General features: G+C 74.3%; 13 protein-coding genes. 4 read left to right on the top strand and 9 right to left on the bottom strand.

Translation table 11 applies throughout. From position 1 onward, the window contains the following. Positions 1-18 precede the first annotated feature (18 nt). Positions 19-696, bottom strand: coding sequence for an SGNH/GDSL hydrolase family protein (locus FHS37_RS21480; protein ID WP_184823716.1), 678 nt, complete (start codon positions 694-696; stop codon positions 19-21). A 108-nt stretch (positions 697-804) separates the two neighbouring features. Between FHS37_RS21480 and FHS37_RS21475 the strand changes: the two genes are divergently transcribed. Continuing rightward, positions 805-1,794 carry a WD40 repeat domain-containing protein gene (locus FHS37_RS21475; protein WP_184823714.1) on the top strand — a complete coding sequence of 330 codons (990 nt, stop codon included), beginning with the start codon at positions 805-807 and terminating at the stop codon, positions 1,792-1,794. Positions 1,795-1,812: 18 nt separating this feature from the next. On the opposite strand, the gene FHS37_RS21470 is transcribed toward FHS37_RS21475, so the two are convergent. Next, a complete protein-coding gene (locus FHS37_RS21470) occupies positions 1,813-2,580 on the bottom strand; it encodes a TetR/AcrR family transcriptional regulator (RefSeq protein WP_184823712.1) in 768 nt (255 codons plus the stop codon). Positions 2,581-2,666: 86 nt separating this feature from the next. Here FHS37_RS21470 and FHS37_RS21465 point away from each other — a divergent pair, with 86 nt between their 5' ends. Both FHS37_RS21465 and FHS37_RS21460 read left to right on the top strand, forming a co-directional pair. Beyond that, entirely contained in the window at positions 2,667-3,641 is a 975-nt protein-coding gene (locus FHS37_RS21465; RefSeq protein WP_184823710.1) for an ATP-binding cassette domain-containing protein, read from the top strand. After that, complete coding sequence (locus tag FHS37_RS21460; RefSeq protein ID WP_184823709.1) at positions 3,638-4,459, top strand: ABC transporter permease; 822 nt, start codon at positions 3,638-3,640, stop codon at positions 4,457-4,459. Before FHS37_RS21465 ends, FHS37_RS21460 begins: the two co-directional genes overlap by 4 nt. Positions 4,460-4,523: 64 nt before the next feature. Here FHS37_RS21460 and serC read toward each other — a convergent pair whose 3' ends face one another. The 7 genes from serC to FHS37_RS21425 all read right to left on the bottom strand — a co-directional run bounded on the left by serC (position 4,524) and on the right by FHS37_RS21425 (position 11,714). Next, a complete protein-coding gene (gene serC / locus FHS37_RS21455) occupies positions 4,524-5,642 on the bottom strand; it encodes a phosphoserine transaminase (protein WP_184823707.1) in 1,119 nt (372 codons plus the stop codon). Between the two features lie 102 nt (positions 5,643-5,744). Continuing rightward, positions 5,745-7,001: a cytochrome P450 family protein gene (locus FHS37_RS21450; RefSeq protein ID WP_184823705.1), complete on the bottom strand. Its 1,257-nt coding sequence runs from the start codon at positions 6,999-7,001 to the stop codon at positions 5,745-5,747. Further along, entirely contained in the window at positions 6,998-8,233 is a 1,236-nt protein-coding gene (locus FHS37_RS21445) for a cytochrome P450 (protein ID WP_184823704.1), read from the bottom strand. The genes FHS37_RS21450 and FHS37_RS21445 overlap by 4 nt, the downstream gene beginning before the upstream one ends. Beyond that, positions 8,230-8,865 (bottom strand): GTP-binding protein, encoded by a 636-nt coding sequence (locus FHS37_RS21440; RefSeq protein WP_229889911.1) that lies wholly within the window; start codon positions 8,863-8,865, stop codon positions 8,230-8,232. The genes FHS37_RS21445 and FHS37_RS21440 overlap by 4 nt, the downstream gene beginning before the upstream one ends. Further along, positions 8,846-9,193: a DUF742 domain-containing protein gene (locus tag FHS37_RS21435; protein WP_184823702.1), complete on the bottom strand. Its 348-nt coding sequence runs from the start codon at positions 9,191-9,193 to the stop codon at positions 8,846-8,848. The genes FHS37_RS21440 and FHS37_RS21435 overlap by 20 nt, the downstream gene beginning before the upstream one ends. After that, entirely contained in the window at positions 9,190-9,597 is a 408-nt protein-coding gene (locus FHS37_RS21430) for a roadblock/LC7 domain-containing protein (RefSeq protein WP_004986664.1), read from the bottom strand. The genes FHS37_RS21435 and FHS37_RS21430 overlap by 4 nt, the downstream gene beginning before the upstream one ends. After that, on the bottom strand, positions 9,594-11,714 hold the full coding sequence (locus tag FHS37_RS21425; protein ID WP_184823700.1) for an ATP-binding protein: 2,121 nt from the start codon (positions 11,712-11,714) through the stop codon (positions 9,594-9,596). The genes FHS37_RS21430 and FHS37_RS21425 overlap by 4 nt, the downstream gene beginning before the upstream one ends. A gap of 332 nt (positions 11,715-12,046) precedes the next feature. Here FHS37_RS21425 and FHS37_RS21420 point away from each other — a divergent pair, with 332 nt between their 5' ends. After that, entirely contained in the window at positions 12,047-14,920 is a 2,874-nt protein-coding gene (locus tag FHS37_RS21420) for an FAD-binding and (Fe-S)-binding domain-containing protein (protein WP_184823698.1), read from the top strand. The last annotated feature ends 5 nt before the right edge of the window (positions 14,921-14,925 follow it).

Raw genomic sequence — 14,925 nt, 5'->3', positions numbered from 1 at the left:
GCCGGGGGTCCCCGGCGGCTACGCCGCCCCGTACGGTCCGCCCAGGTCCCATCCCCGCCACATCGCGTCCGCGAAGGCCGCCGCCATCTTGTGCTCGCCGGCCTCGTTGGGATGGGTGCCGTCGTAGGTGTCGGTGCGGAAGTCGTACGTGGGGGCCGGGTCGGCGAGGAGGAGGGGGGAGGAGTCGGTGCCGAGGTCTATGACCGTCTTGGCGAGGAGGTCGTTGAAGCGGGCGACCTGGGCCGCGAAGGGGGCGTCCTGGTCGGCGCGGACGTTGTGGAGCACCGGCATGATCACCATGCGCACCGACGGCCGGGCCGCGCGGGCGTCGGCGACGAAGGCGCGGACGTTGTCCGCGGTCTGCTCGGCGTTCGTGTAGAAGCCGAGGTCGATCAGGCCGAGGGAGACCAGCAGGACGTCGGCGCGGGCGGTGCGGACGGAGTCCCCGATCAGCGGGGTCAGGTGGTGCCAGCCCTCGCCCCAGCCGGCCAGGTGGGCGCGGGGGAAGTCCGGATCGGCGTACGCGTACGAGACCGGGGCCTCGGCGGACTTGTCGTAGAGCGTCTCGCGCGGGCCCACGAAGGTGAACGGTCCGCCGTACGCCCCGCACAGGTGCCGCCACAGCCGGTAGCGCCAGGTGTGCTCGCCCGCGCTTCCGATCGTCATGGAGTCACCGACGGGCATGAACCTGAGCATCCGCTCATCATCGTGGATCACCGTCGTCCACGGGGTGTGAGACCGGCCACGCGACAGGGTGATCCCGGACGTCCCCTGAACTGCGGCGTCGGATGGCAGGCTTGGGGCATGCGCCGACCCCTCGCCCTGCTCGCCGCGACCCTCCTCGTGGGCGCGCTCACCGCGCCCGCCGCCTCCGCGGCCGACGGCGGGAACGACTCGTTCACGATCAAGGACCCGCGCATCACCGAGTCCAGCGGGCTCGCCGCCTCCCGCCTCCACCCCGGCGTCTACTGGACCCACAACGACAGCGACGACGGCCCCTACCTCTACGCCGTCGACAGCGCGACCGGCGAGACCGCGGCCCGCATCACCCTCACCGGCGTCGGCACGCCCCGGGACGTCGAGGCCGTCGCCGTCGGACCCGGCGGCAGGATCTTCGTGGGGGACATCGGGGACAACCTCGGGGGCACGTGGCCGTACGTGTGGATCTACGAGCTGCCCGAGCCGAAGGAGCTCCGGGACCAGAGCGTGCGGGCCACGCAGTACGTCGTGAAGTACTCCGACGGGGCACGGGACGCCGAGTCCCTGCTCGTCCACCCGAAGACCGGGCGGGTCTACATCATCGACAAGAAGGAGGAGGGCGGGCACCTGTACGAGGGGCCCGCCGAGCTGTCGGCGTCCGGGAGCAACGTCTTCCGGCCGGTCGCCCCCGTCGAGCTGTGGGCCACCGACGCCGCGTTCTCCCCGGACGGGGAACGGCTCGCCGTGCGCGGGTACTTCGGCGGGATCCACTACGCCTGGAACGGCGGCAGGCCGCGGCGCGAGGGGCGGCTGAGCGTGCCGCTCCAGGGGCAGGGGGAGTCCGTCAGCTACTCCGCCGACGGCTCCCGGCTGATGTACGGGAGCGAGGGCGGGCAGAGCGCGGTCGAGTCCCGGGAGGCGCCCGGCGGGGGCGGGGGGAAGGGGTCCTCGTCCGGTGGGGGACCGGAGGGCCGGGAGAGCGCCGACGGCGCCGGGGACGGGGCCGGGAACACCGTCAAGGTCGGTGGCGCCGTCGTGGCGGTCGTGGTCTGCGCCGTCCTGCTCGGGCTGGGGCGGTCGCGCCGCCGGGGGTGAACCCCGGCCGACGGCCCGTCACCCCGCGGTCCGCCGGGCGACGAACGCCTCCAGCCCGTCCAGGATCCGCTGCAGCCCGAACTCGAAGTGGTCGAAGCCGGGGTCGAAGGTGTCCTCGGAGAGGGCGGCCAGGACGGGGTAGCGCCCGCTGTTCATGGCCTTCTCCAGGGCCGGCCGCTGGGCCTCCCAGAACTGCGCGTCCGTCAGCCCCGAGCTGCGCTCGGCCTGCTCCTGGTACAGCTGGGTGCGGGCGGCCCCGACCACGTATCCGTCGATCATGATGATCGCCGACAGCAGCTCGGGGTCGGACAGGCCCATCGGCTTGATCCGGGCGAGCACCTTCTCCATGCCGTCGAGCGCGGCCGGGCCGAGGATCGGGCGGGACTGGTTGACCTCCAGCAGCCAGGGGTGCCGGCGGTACAGGGCGAGGATGGCGCGGCCCAGGGCCTCCAGGGCCGCGCGCCAGGTGCCGTCGCCGAGGTCGGCGGGGTCGTCCGAGGTGCGCTGCACGCGGTCCAGCATCAGGTCGAGCAGTTCGGCCTTGCCGGGGACGTAGCGGTACAGGGACATCGTGCCGGTGCCGAGTTCCGTGGCGATCCGGCGCATCGAGAGCGCGCCGATCCCGTCCCGGTCCGCGACCTCGACGGCGGCCTCGACGATGCGGTCCAGCGTCAGACCCGGCTTCGGACCCCGGCTGGGCCGCCGGCCCGTGTCCCACAGCAGGTCCAGGGTGCGGGCGATGTCGCCGCTGCCGCTGGTCTCCGTACCGCCCGTACCGCTGCTCATGGGGGCAGTCTAATTCCGCGCGGGAAAACCGGGTACGGCGTACGCGCAATCGGGTACGGTGTACCCAGTTATTGGAAGGGGGACCCATGAACGACGGTTACGCGGTCCGGGCCGAGGCCCTGGAGAAGCGCTACGGCGAGAAGCGCGCCCTCGACGGCTTCGACCTCGCCGTCCGGGAGGGCACCGTGCACGGCCTGCTCGGGCCGAACGGCGCCGGCAAGACCACCGCGGTGCGCATCCTGTCGACGCTCGTCCGCCTGGACGGCGGGCGGGCCACGGTGGCCGGGCTCGACGTCGCCCGGCAGGCGCGCGAGGTGCGGGCGCGGATCGGGCTCACCGGGCAGTACGCGGCCGTGGACGAGGTGCTCACCGGGCGGCAGAACCTGGAGATGTTCGGGCGGCTGTTCCACCTCGGCGGCAGACGGGCCAGGGCGCGCGCCACCGAACTGCTGGAGCGGTTCGACCTGACCGACGCCGCGGACAAGGGCGTCGGCGGCTACAGCGGCGGCATGCGGCGCCGCCTCGACCTCGCCGCCTCCATGATCCTCGCCCCGGCCGTGCTCTTCCTGGACGAGCCGACCACCGGACTGGACCCCCGCAGCCGGGGCGAGGTCTGGGAGGCCGTACGGGCGTTGGTGGCGGACGGCACGACCGTGCTGCTGACCACGCAGTACCTGGAGGAGGCCGACAAGCTGGCCTCCCGGATCACCGTCATCGACCAGGGACGGGCCATCGCCGACGACACCCCGGACGGGCTGAAGAACCTGGTCGGCGGCGACCGCATCGAGGTCGTGGTCGCCGAGCGCTCCGACGTCCCGCGCGCGGTGAAGGTGGTCGCACGGGTCGCCGACGGCGAACCCGAGTCCGACGACACCGAGCTGCGGGTGCACGCCCCCGTGAGCGACCGGGTGGCCGCGCTGACCGAGGTGGCGCGCACCCTGCAGGACGAGGGCGTGCGGGTCGAGGACATCGGGCTGCGCAGGCCCAGCCTCGACGACGTGTTCCTGCGCCTGACCGGACACCGCACGGACGTCGCGCGGACGAAGGAGGCGGCGGCGTGAGCGCCCTCGACCTGACCGGACCGGCCGCGCACGGCCGCACGTACTGGGTGCTCGCGGACTGCTGGAACATCGTCCGCCGCGGCCTCACCCACTACCGGCGCCAGCCCGTCAACATCGCCTGGCAGCTGGGCTTCCCGATCCTGTCCGTGCTGCTCTACGGCTACGTCTTCGGCAGCGCGATGAAGGTGCCCGGCGGCGGGGACTACCAGGACTTCCTGATGCCGGGCATGTTCGTGATGACGATGGCGTTCGGCTTCATCAACACGGCGACCGTGGTGGTCTACGACTCCACCAAGGGCGTGATCGACCGGTTCCGCTCGATGCCGATGGCCTCGTCCGCGGTGGTGGCCGGGCGCGGCGTGACCGATCTGGTCGTCGCCTGCGCGGAGTTGGCGATCATGATGCTGACCGCGCTGGCCATGGGCTGGCGGCCGGACGGCGGCTGGGGCTTCCTGGCGGCCTTCGGACTGCTGCTGTGGCTGCGGTTCGCGCTGATCTGGATCGGGGTCTGGCTGGGGCTGCTGGTGCCCAACCCGGAGGCGGCGGGCGGGCTGTTCGCGGTCGCCTTCCCGCTGACGATGATCTCCAGCATCTTCGTCGCCCCGCAGCTGATGCCGGACTGGCTGGGCTGGGTGGCGGCCTGGAACCCGATCTCCTCCACGGCGGCGGCCGCCCGCGACCTGTTCGGCACGCCGGTCGGCGGCGGGGACTCCTGGGTCGAGCAGCACGCCCTGCTGATGGCGGGCGTGTGGCCGCTCGTCCTGACGGCGGTCTTCCTGCCCCTCGCGGTGCGCAGGTTCCAGCGGCTCAGCCGGTGAGCCGGTACGCGTGAGGGGCGCCCGGCGGTCCGCCGCCGGGCGCCCCTCACGCACGCACGACCGTTCAGAGCTTCTCGATCACGTAGTCGACGCACTTCGTCAGCGCCTCGACGTCCGCCGGGTCGACCGCCGGGAACATCGCGACGCGGAGCTGGTTGCGGCCGAGCTTGCGGTAGGGCTCGGTGTCGACGACGCCGTTGGCGCGCAGCACCTTGGCGACGGCGGCCGCGTCCACCTCGTCCGTGAAGTCGATCGTGCCGATGACCGCCGAGCGCTTGGCCGGGTCGGCGACGAAGGGGTTGGCGAACTTCACGTCCTCCGCCCAGCCGTACAGGGTGCGGGCGGAGGTGGCCGTGCGGCGGACCGCCCAGTCGAGGCCGCCCTGGCCGTTGATCCACTCCAGCTGCTCGTTCAGCAGGAACAGCGTGGCGAGGGCCGGGGTGTTGTACGTCTGGTTCTTGCGGGAGTTGTCGATCGCCGTGGGCAGCGAGAAGAACTCCGGCACGTGGCGGCCGCTCGCGTGGATCCGCTCGGCGCGCTCGATCGCGGCCGGGGAGAACACGCCGATCCACAGGCCGCCGTCGGCGGCGAAGGACTTCTGCGGGGCGAAGTAGTAGACGTCGGTCTCGGCGATGTCGACCGGGAGGCCGCCCGCGCCGGAGGTGGCGTCCACGAGGACGAGGGCGCCCTCGTCGGCACCGGCGACGCGCCGGATCGGCATGGCGACGCCGGTGGAGGTCTCGTTGTGGGTGAACGCGTAGACGTCCACGCCCGCCTCCGCCTCGGCCTCGGGGTGCGTGCCCGGGTCGGAGGAGACGACGGTGGGCTCGGCGAGCCACGGGGCGAGCTTCGCGGCCTTGGCGAACTTGGAGCTGAACTCGCCGAAGCTGAGGTGCTGCGACTTGTTCTCGATCAGGCCGTGGGTCGCGATGTCCCAGAACGCGGTGGAGCCGCCGTTGCCGAGGACCACCTCGTAGCCGTCGGGGAGCCGGAACAGCTCGGAGATGCCCTCGCGCACCTTGCCGACCAGGTTCTTCACCGGGGCCTGGCGGTGGGAGGTGCCCATCAGGGACGTGCCGGTCGCGGCCAGCGCGTCCAGCGCTTCCGTCCGCACCTTGGAGGGGCCCGCGCCGAATCGACCGTCGGCGGGCTTGATGTCAGCGGGAATCTGGATCTCAGCCACGACCGGAGCCTAGCGGCTCAGCGAAACCGGGGCGAAACGTCGTCCGTCGGCTGAGACGGGTGTCGGCCGGCCCGGGGCGGGGCCGGCCGACGGACCCGGTGCTCAGGCCCCGAGCCGCACCGGCAGCTCGTAGAGGTCGTTCTGGGTGACCACCGGCTTGTTGCGCAGTTCCGCGGCGGGCACCGCCAGGTCCAGCTCCGGGAAGCGCGCGTACAGGGCGGGCAGCGCCACGCCCGCCTCCAGGCGGGACAGGGCCGCACCCGGGCACACGTGCGGGCCGTGGCCGAAGGAGATGTGGCGGTTGGCGCTCTCGCGGGTGATGTCGAAGGCGCCGGCCGTCGGACCGTGGGCCTGCTCGTCGCGCCCGATCGCCGCGTACGACACGATCAGCGCGTCACCGGCGGGCAGCACCTTGTCGCCGACCGGTACGTCCTCGGTCGCGAACCGGATCAGCACGTGGGACGTGGGCGTGGACCAGCGCAGGGTCTCCTCGACCACCGCCGACCAGTCCGCCTCGCCGGACAGCACCAGCTCGCGCTGCTCGGGGTGGGTGGAGAGGTTGACCACCGCGTTGACGATCAGGGAGATCGTCGTCTCGTGGCCGGCCGCGACCATCAGCTGGAGCGTGGCGACGATCTCCTCGTCGGTGAGGTGGTCGCCGTCCTCCGACGCCTGGATCAGCGCGGAGGTCAGGTCGTCGCCGGGGTTCTCGCGCTTCTCCGCGACCGTCCGGCCCATGATCTCGGCCAGCTCGGTCAGCGTCGCGACGACCTCCTCCGGCGGGGTCTGCGTCGAGAAGAACTTCTCGAACAGCACCTTCAGCCGCGGCAGCCGCTCCTCGGCCAGCCCCATCAGGTCGGCGATCACGTACATCGGCAGCGGGTAGGCGAACACCGCCTTCAGGTCGACCGTGTCGCCGCCCTGCGCGGCCAGGTCGTCCAGCAGGCCCTCGGTCAGCTCCGTGATCCGCTCGCGCATCCGCTCCACCCGGCGGGGGGTGAGCGCCTGGGCGACCAGGGTGCGCAGCCGGCGGTGGTCCGCGCCGTCCACGGTGAGCATGGAGCGGGGCGGGTTGGCCAGGCCGATCAGCGGCCAGTCGGGGGCGATCTCGCCGCGCTGCCAGGCGCCCCAGACGTTGATGTCCTTCACCACCCGGGGGTCGGTGAGCAGCTTCTTCGCCTCGGCGTGGTGGGTGACCGCCCACACCGGGACGTCGCCCGGCAGCATCACGGCGGCCAGGGGCCCGGCGGCCCGCAGCGCCTCGCTCTCCCCGTCCAGGTCGGTGACGAACGGGTCGAGGCGGATGGGGGCCTGTCCGGTGCCGGGCGTGATCGTCGACGAGTCGGTGCCAACCGTCATGCGAGCGTGCCTCCAAGGGCGGGGGTGGGTGTGAAGGTGACCGGGAGTTCGGACAGCCCGCGCAGCCACGGTGACGGGCGGCGGGTCAGGGACGCGGCCGGCACCGCGAGGTCGATGTCGGGCAGCCGGTCCAGGACGACCTCGATGCCGGTCCGCGCGATCACCTCGGCGATCTCCTGCGCCGGGAACGGGCAGCGGTGCTCCCCGTGGCCGAAGGAGAAGTGCGCGCTGTTGCCGCCGGTCAGGGCCGAGCCGTCGGTGCGCACCTGGGGGTCGGAGTTGGCGCCCTGCAGGCCGAGCAGCACCAGGTCCCCCGCGCGGATGCGGCGGCCGCCGAGCTGGGTGTCGCGGGAGGCCCAGCGGCCGGCCACGTTCTGGGTGGGGGTGTCCTCCCACAGCACCTCGTTCATGGCCTCGGCGATGCTGTTGCGGCCGCCGAAGAGGGAGGCGGCGAACCGGTTGTCGGTGAGCATCAGGTGCAGCGAGTTGCCGATCCAGTCGGCGGTCGGCTGGTGCCCGGCCGCCATCATCACCATCAGGTCCTGGCCGATCTCCTCCTCGGTGAAGCCCGAGGTGTCGGCGAGCATCCGGGACACGACGTCCTCGGCGGGCCTCTCCTTGCGGTCGGCCACCAGCTTCATCATCGACGTGGCCAGGTGGGCCTGGCCCGCCAGCGCCCGCTCCCGCCCGTCGATCATGTCGTTGAGGGCGGTGACCAGGGCCGGGCCCTCCTCGTCGGTGAAGCCGTAGAGCCGGGCGAGGACCCGCACGGGCAGCAGCATCGCGAACTCGGCGACGATGTCGGCGCCGCCCTTGGGGCAGATGCCGTCGATCAGCTCGTCCGCGAACCTCTCGGCGTGGGAGCGCAGCTCGAACGGGTCCACCGCCTCCAGCGCGTTCACCAGCATCCCGGCCCGCTCGCGGTGCCGCTCGCCGACCGTGTACAGGATCGACGGCTGCCTGCGTCCGATCATCGGCAGCAGCGGCCAGTCGTCGGGGATGTTCTCCCACTGGTTCCACAGGTCGGAGTCGCGGCTGAACAGCACCGGGTCGCCGGTGATCTGGTGCAGCTCGCGGTAGCCGAGCACCAGCCAGGCCGGCACGTCGCCGTCCAGCAGCACCGGGACCACGCTGCCGTGCGCGCGCCGCATCTCCCGGTACACCCGGGCCGGGTCGTCCTGGAGCAGGGGCCCGCTGAAGCGGACGGCGTCGGGGACGGAAGCGGGGCTCACACCAGCTCCTGACGGGGGGCTCGGGCGGGGTCGGCGTACAGGGCCTGGATGTGTTCCACCAGCGTGATCAGCACCAGCTTGCTGGACTCCCGGGACCGTGCGTCGCAGCCGACCAGCGGGACGTGCGGGTCGAGGTCGAGGGCCTCGCGGACCTGCTCCGGGGGGAAGGCGGGGCCGCCGAAGTCGTTGCAGGCCACGATGAACGGCGTGCCGTGCTTCTCCAGCCGGTCGATGGCGTACCAGGAGTCGTCGATGCGCCGGGTGTCCACCAGCACCACCGCGCCCAGCGTCCCGGAGAACAGCCGGTCCCACAGGAACCAGAAGCGCTCCTGCCCGGGCGCGCCGAACAGGTACAGCACGTTGTGCGCGTCGAGCGTGATGCGGCCGAAGTCGAAGGCGACGGTGGTCGCCGTCTTGCCGCGCACGCCGCGGGTGTCGTCGACGTCCTCGCCGGCCTGGGTCATCGTCTCCTCGGTGTTGAGGGGACGGATCTCGCTGACCGAGCGGACCATCGTCGTCTTGCCGGCGCCGAAGCCGCCGACGACCACGATCTTCAGGCCGTTGTCGGCCGACGCGCCCAGCGGCGTGCGCGTCTCGGACGCCGTGTGCGTCTCAGAGGTTGCGGAGTCCAACGAGCACCTGCTCCAGGATGTCGGGGTCGGGAACGGCGGCTCTGCGGGGGTGACGGGCGCTGACCCGTCCCGCCGCGAGGAGGTCGGAGAGCAGGATCCGGGTGATGCTCACGGGGAGCTTCAGCTCGGCCGCGATCTCCACGACCGCCGTGGGGCGTTCGGTCAGCCGCAGGATCGCCGCGTGCTCGGACTGCATGCCGGGCACCGGGTCGCACTCGGCGACGACCAGGGTCACCAGGTCGAAGGGGTTGTCGGGCCCCGAACTGCTGCGCCCCTGGGTGAGGGTGTAGAGCCGGTCCGGGGCGTCGTCCCTGCCGGGCCTGCTCATGAGGTCCGGGGCCGGGCGGTCAGGTGCTCGCCGAGCTGTTCCACGAGCTCGCTCATGTTGTGCCCGACGAGCCCGGCGTCCGCGTCCTCGGTGGTGACGACGGCCAGGTGCGCTCCCTCGCCGGCCTCCACGATGAACAGCACCCCGCCGTAGAACTCGGTCATCGCCGAGCGCACACCGCCGCTGCCGTCGCCGAACTCGACCGAGGCGCCGTGCGACAGCGACTGGATGCCGGCGGCGATCGCGGCGAGCTGGTCGGCCTGGTCGGCGGAGAGCTCCGGGGTGCGGCACAGTTTCAGGCCGTCACGGGACAGCACGAGCGCGTGCCTCGCGCCCGGCGTGCGCTCCAGCAGGCCCTCTATCAGCCAGGTGAGCTTCTCGTCGGCGGTCGTCGTGCCGGTCATGAGGTGGTGTCGCCTTCCGGGGTCGCGGGGGTGGGTCGTGCTTCGGGGGTCGGGTCGGGGGCGGTGCCGTCGTCCGGGACGGTGCCGGGGGCGGCCGGGGCGGCCGGGGTGGTCGGGCCGGCGGACGCGTCGTCCGGGGCGGTGGCGCGTACGGCCCGGCGGAAGCTGCTGAAGCGGGCCGTACGGGCCTTCGTCTCCTCGGCGGTCGGGGCCGGCCGCGGGGCGGCGGGGCCGCCGGAACGCGTGCGCTCGGCCTCGGCGAGGGTGCGGCCCCGGCGGCGGCGGGGCAGCACCAGCGGGTACGGGCCGGTGTCCTCGTTCGAGGGCTCGCCCGCGGGTCCGTGCGTGGGCACCGGGTCGGGGTCGAGGTCGGCTCCGGCGCGGGAGGCCGCGTAGGAGGCGGCGGGGGCGGAGGAGGCGGGGCGGGAGGTCTCGCGGGACGCCCTCGCCCCTTCCGCCGGAGGGGTGTCGTGCGCGGCGCCGTGGCTCGTCTCCGGCTCCGCCCCGTCGGCGGCGTCCGTCCGCGCGGCCTCCGTGCGGCCGCCCCGGCGGCGGGGGAGGCCCTCGGCCGCCGGCGCTCCGGCCGCCGGGGCCTGCGCGGCGGACGCGGTGGAGTCGCTGGAGCCGGTGGGCCCGGGCGTCCCGGCGGCGGCGAGCGCGGCGGAGGCGGTCGACGGGGCGCCGCCGGTGACCGGGGCGGTGGTGCCGCCGGCCGGCGCGGCGTCGGCGGCCGGGGACGCGTCCGGCGGTACGAGGATGTCCTGCGGGATGAGCACCAGCACGCCCGTGCCGCCGCGGGCCGAGGGACGGTAGGAGACCCGGAGCCCGTACCGCCGGGCCAGCCGGCCGACCACGGCGAGGCCGAGCCGGGTGCCGGTGAGGCCCCCGAGGTCGGAGGACTCGCCCGAGACGGCGCGCTCGGCGCGGCGCAGCTGGGCCTCGCCCATGACGAGCCCGCTGTCCTCGACGGACACGATGACCCCGGCCGGGACCTCCTCGACGTAGACGTGGACCTCGGCGGTCGGCGGCGAGAAGTTGGCGGCGTTGTCCAGGAGTTCGGCGAGCGCGTGCATCACGCCCTCGGCGGCGTGCCCGGCGACGGCGGTGTCGCTGGTGGAGTGGACGCGGACCCGCTGGTAGCCGCTGATCCGGCCCATGGCGCCGCGCAGGATCGACTCCATGGCGATGGGCCTGGCCCAGCGGCGCCCGGAGCGGGCGCCGGTGAGGACGGCGACGGAGTCGGCGAGCCTGCCCGCCTGCGCGGTGCGGTGGTCGAGGTGCAGCAGGTCGGCGAGGACCTCCTCGTCGTGGTGCTTGTCCTCCATCGCGCGCAGGTCCGCGAGCATGCCGGTGGCCAGCGCCTGCATCCGGCCGGCCGCGTTGGCGGTCGCGGACAGCGCGGCGGCGCGGGCGCCGGTGGCCTCGCGCAGCCGGGCGGCCAGCCGCGCGTTCCCGTCGGTGAGCCGGTCCCGGTCCGCCGCGAGCCGGTCCCGCTCCTCGGTCAGCCGGTCGCGCTCCTCCGCGTGGTCGCGGGCCAACCGGTCGGTGTGGGCCTGGTGTTCCTCGGTGATGAGGCGCAGCTTCTCGGCGTGCTCCTCGGTGAGCCGCTTCAGCTCGGCGGCGTGGTCGTCCGTGAGCCGGGCCCGCTCCTCGGCGTGCTCCTGCGCCAGGCGGGCGACGTCGGCCGCGTGCTGCTCGGCGAGGCGGTCGCGCTCGGCCGCCAGGGTCTCGGCGAGGCGGCCGCGCTCCTGGTCCAGGTCGGCCGACAACCGGGCGCGCTCCCGGGTGAGTTCGCCGGTCAGCCGCTCGTGCTGGCGGCGCGACTCCTCGGTCAGCCGCGCCCGCTCCTGGAGCAGCCGCCCGACGTCCTGGGTGACGGCCTCCAGCCGCCCGCGGGCCGCCCGCGCCGACAGCACGGCGTGCGCGGCCACCGTGGCGGCCGCGCACAGCAGCAGGACGGCGACCGTCCCGGTCACCGCGACGGCGCCCCGCGCGGAGTCCGGCCCGAGAAGGGCGGCGGCGGTGACCGCGAGTCCGGCGAGCACCGCGGTGAGCAGCGGGACGGGCAGGAGGCTGCGGGGGGTGGGGCGGTCGCCGGGGAGCAGGGGGGAGGTCATCAATCAGGGTCCTCGGTCGAATCCTCGGTCGGGTCCGCGGGCGTGCACCGTCGTCTGCGCGGCCCTCGGTCGGTTCCATGGGTCGCCGGACCGGTTCCGGGGTCGCTTCGGGAGGCGCTTCCGGATGAGTACCGACAACTGCGCGCAACTCGCGGTCACTATATGAGAGTTCGTGATCGTCTTGGGAAGAATCCGCTTCCGTTCTTGTTATTTGACCCAACGCACAGGGTGTCCGCGCCCCCGGCGAGCCGCCGCCGGGGGCGCGCTTCCGCCGCGGGCCGCCCGGCGGATGCGGTCCGGCGGTGGCGGTCCGGCGGAGGCATCCTGAGGGCATGACGGATCTGCGGGAACTGCGGGCCGGGCTGGCGGCGGCCGTGCGCGGCGAGGTGGACTTCGGGACGACCGCGCGGGCGCTGACGACCATGGACGCCTCCAACTACCGCCGCGTGCCGCTCGGCGTGGTGGCCCCCCGGGACGCCGACGACGTGGCGGCGGCCCTGTCGGTGTGCCGGACGCACGGCGTCCCGGTGGTCGCGCGGGGCGGCGGCACGTCGATCGCGGGCCAGGCGACCGGCACCGGGGTGGTGCTCGACTTCACCCGGCACATGAACCGCCTGCTCTCCCTCGACCCGCGGGCGCGCACGGCCGTCGTCCAGCCCGGCCTCGTCCTCGACCGGCTGCAGGAGGCCGCCGCCCCGCACGGGCTGCGCTTCGGACCGGACCCCTCCACGCACAGCCGCTGCACCCTCGGCGGCATGATCGGCAACAACTCCTGCGGCTCCCACTCCGTCGCCTGGGGCACCACGGCGGACAGCGTGCGGGAACTGTCGGTCGTCACCGCGGGCGGGGAGCGGCTGCGACCGGGACGGGGGTGGGCCGGGGCCCCGGCGGGACTGCGGGAGCTGGTGGACGGCGAGCTGGCCCGCCTGCGCACGGGTCTCCCCGGCCTCCCCCGCCGCATCTCCGGATACGCCGTGGACGCCCTGCTGCCCGAGAAGGGCGCCGACGTCGCCCGCTCCTTCTGCGGCTCGGAGGGCACGCTGGGCGTGCTCACGGAGGCGGTCGTGGACCTCGTACGGGCGCCCCGCGCGCGGGCGCTCGCCGTGCTGGCGTACGCGGAGGAGGGCGGTGCGGCGGAGGCGGCGGCGGGGCTGCTGCCGTACCGGCCGCTGACCGTGGAGGGCATGGCGGCCGACCTGGTGCCGTCCGCCGCGGACCTCCCGCGCGGCGGGGCCTGGCTGTTCGTGGAGACCGGCGGGGAGACGGCGGCGGAGGCACGCGCGCGTGCGGAGGCGATCGTCCGCGGGGCGGACGTCGTGGACGCCCTGGTGGTCACCGACCCGGCCCGGCAGCGCGCGCTGTGGCGGATCCGGGAGGACGCGAGCGGCACGGCGACCCGGATGCAGGACGGCACGGAGGCCTGGCCCGGCTGGGAGGACTGCGCGGTGCCGCCCGCCCGGCTCGGCGCGTACCTGCGCGACTTCCGCGCCCTGCTCGCCTCCCACGGGCTGCACGGCGCCCCGTACGGGCACTTCGGGGACGGCTGCGTCCACGTCCGGATCGACTTCGACCTGCTGACCGGGCCGGGCGTCGCCCGCTTCCGGCGGTTCTCGGAGGAGCTGGCCGACCTGGTCGTGGCGCACGGCGGCTCCCTCTCCGGGGAGCACGGGGACGGACAGGCGCGGGCCGAGCTGCTGCCGCGCATGTACGGCGCGGAGACGGTCGCCCTCTTCGAGCGGGTGAAGGGCGTCTGGGACCCGGACGGCCTGCTCAACCCGGGCATGCTGGTCCGCCCGGCGCCCCTGGACGCGAACCTCCGCTTCTCCGTCCTGCCGCGCGAGCCGGTGGACGTGGCCTTCGGCTACCCGGCCGACGGCGGCGACTTCTCGGCGGCGGTGCGCCGCTGCGTGGGCGTCGCCAAGTGCCGTACGACGTCGGTGGCGGGTCCGGCGGTGATGTGCCCGTCGTTCCGGGCGACGGGCGAGGAGGAGCACTCCACGCGCGGGCGCGCCCGGCTGCTGCACGAGATGCTCGCCGGTGAGCTGGTGACCGACGGCTGGCGGTCCACGGAGGTGCGGGACGCGCTGGACCTGTGCCTGTCCTGCAAGGGCTGCCGCTCGGACTGCCCGGTCGGGGTCGACATGGCCACGTACAAGGCGGAGTTCCTCCACCACCACTACGCGGGCCGCCGCCGCCCGGCCGCGCACTACGCGATGGGGTGGCTGCCGGTGTGGCTGGGCTGGGTCGCGCGGACGAGGACTGCGGGGGCGGTGAACGCCCTGGCCTCGGTGGGCCCGCTCGCGAGCGTGGTGAAACGGCTGGGCGGGATCGCGGGGGAGCGGGAGATCCCCCGGGTGGCCGGGGAGACGTTCACGCGGTGGTGGCGGGGACGGCGCGCGCCCTCGGGTGAGGGCGCGCCGGTGGTCCTGTGGCCGGACACCTTCACCGAGCACCTGTCGCCGTCGGTGGGCCGCGCGGCCGTACGCGTCCTGGAATCGGCGGGGCTGCGGGTGGTGCTGCCGCCGACGCTGCGGCTGCGCGGGCGCCCGCCGGTCGGTGACGCCCGCTCACGATCGGCGGCGCGGTTGCTGGCGGCCCGCACGGGACGGGTCTGCTGCGGCCTGACGTACGTCTCCACGGGCCAGCTCGACCGCGCCCGCACGGTGCTGCGCCGCACCCTGGACCTCCTGGAACCGGTGCTGGCCACGGACGCCCCGCTGGTCGTCCTGGAACCGAGCTGCGCGGCGGCCCTGCGCACGGACGCCCCGGAACTCCTCCACGACGACCCGCGCGCGGCACACCTGGCCGAGCGGGTCCTCACCTTCGCGGAGACCCTGGAGCGGTACGCGCCGGACTGGACCCCGCCGCGCCTGGACCGCCCCGTCACCGGCCAGACCCACTGCCACCAGCACGCGGTCCTGGGCGACACGGCCGACCGCGCGCTGCGCGCCGCCGCCGGTCTCACCGGTGAACTGAGCGGCGGCTGCTGCGGCCTGGCAGGAGACTTCGGCTTCGAGAAGGGCCACTACGACGTCTCCGTGGCCTGCGCGGAGGACCGGCTCCTGCCGTCGGTGCGGGAGGCCCCGGAGGACGCGGTGGTCCTGGCCGACGGCTTCTCCTGCCGGACGCAGCTGGAACAACTGACGGGCGTCCGGGGACGGCACCTGGCGGAGGTGCTGGCGGCCGCCCTGGACGGAGAGGGGTGAGCAGC

Source organism: Streptomyces griseomycini, assembly GCF_014203535.1.
In the GTDB taxonomy this organism is placed as follows: domain Bacteria; phylum Actinomycetota; class Actinomycetes; order Streptomycetales; family Streptomycetaceae; genus Streptomyces; species Streptomyces griseomycini.
This window is presented reverse-complemented; position numbering and strand designations above follow the sequence as displayed.

Coding starts and splice junctions, on each gene's coding strand:
- FHS37_RS21480 (WP_184823716.1), bottom strand. CDS start 696: ATGCTCAGGTTCATGCCCGTCGGTGACTCCATGACGATCGGAAGCGCG.
- FHS37_RS21475 (WP_184823714.1), top strand. CDS start 805: ATGCGCCGACCCCTCGCCCTGCTCGCCGCGACCCTCCTCGTGGGCGCG.
- FHS37_RS21470 (WP_184823712.1), bottom strand. CDS start 2,580: ATGAGCAGCGGTACGGGCGGTACGGAGACCAGCGGCAGCGGCGACATC.
- FHS37_RS21465 (WP_184823710.1), top strand. CDS start 2,667: ATGAACGACGGTTACGCGGTCCGGGCCGAGGCCCTGGAGAAGCGCTAC.
- FHS37_RS21450 (WP_184823705.1), bottom strand. CDS start 7,001: ATGACGGTTGGCACCGACTCGTCGACGATCACGCCCGGCACCGGACAG.
- FHS37_RS21435 (WP_184823702.1), bottom strand. CDS start 9,193: ATGAGCAGGCCCGGCAGGGACGACGCCCCGGACCGGCTCTACACCCTC.
- FHS37_RS21430 (WP_004986664.1), bottom strand. CDS start 9,597: ATGACCGGCACGACGACCGCCGACGAGAAGCTCACCTGGCTGATAGAG.
- FHS37_RS21425 (WP_184823700.1), bottom strand. CDS start 11,714: ATGACCTCCCCCCTGCTCCCCGGCGACCGCCCCACCCCCCGCAGCCTC.
- FHS37_RS21420 (WP_184823698.1), top strand. CDS start 12,047: ATGACGGATCTGCGGGAACTGCGGGCCGGGCTGGCGGCGGCCGTGCGC.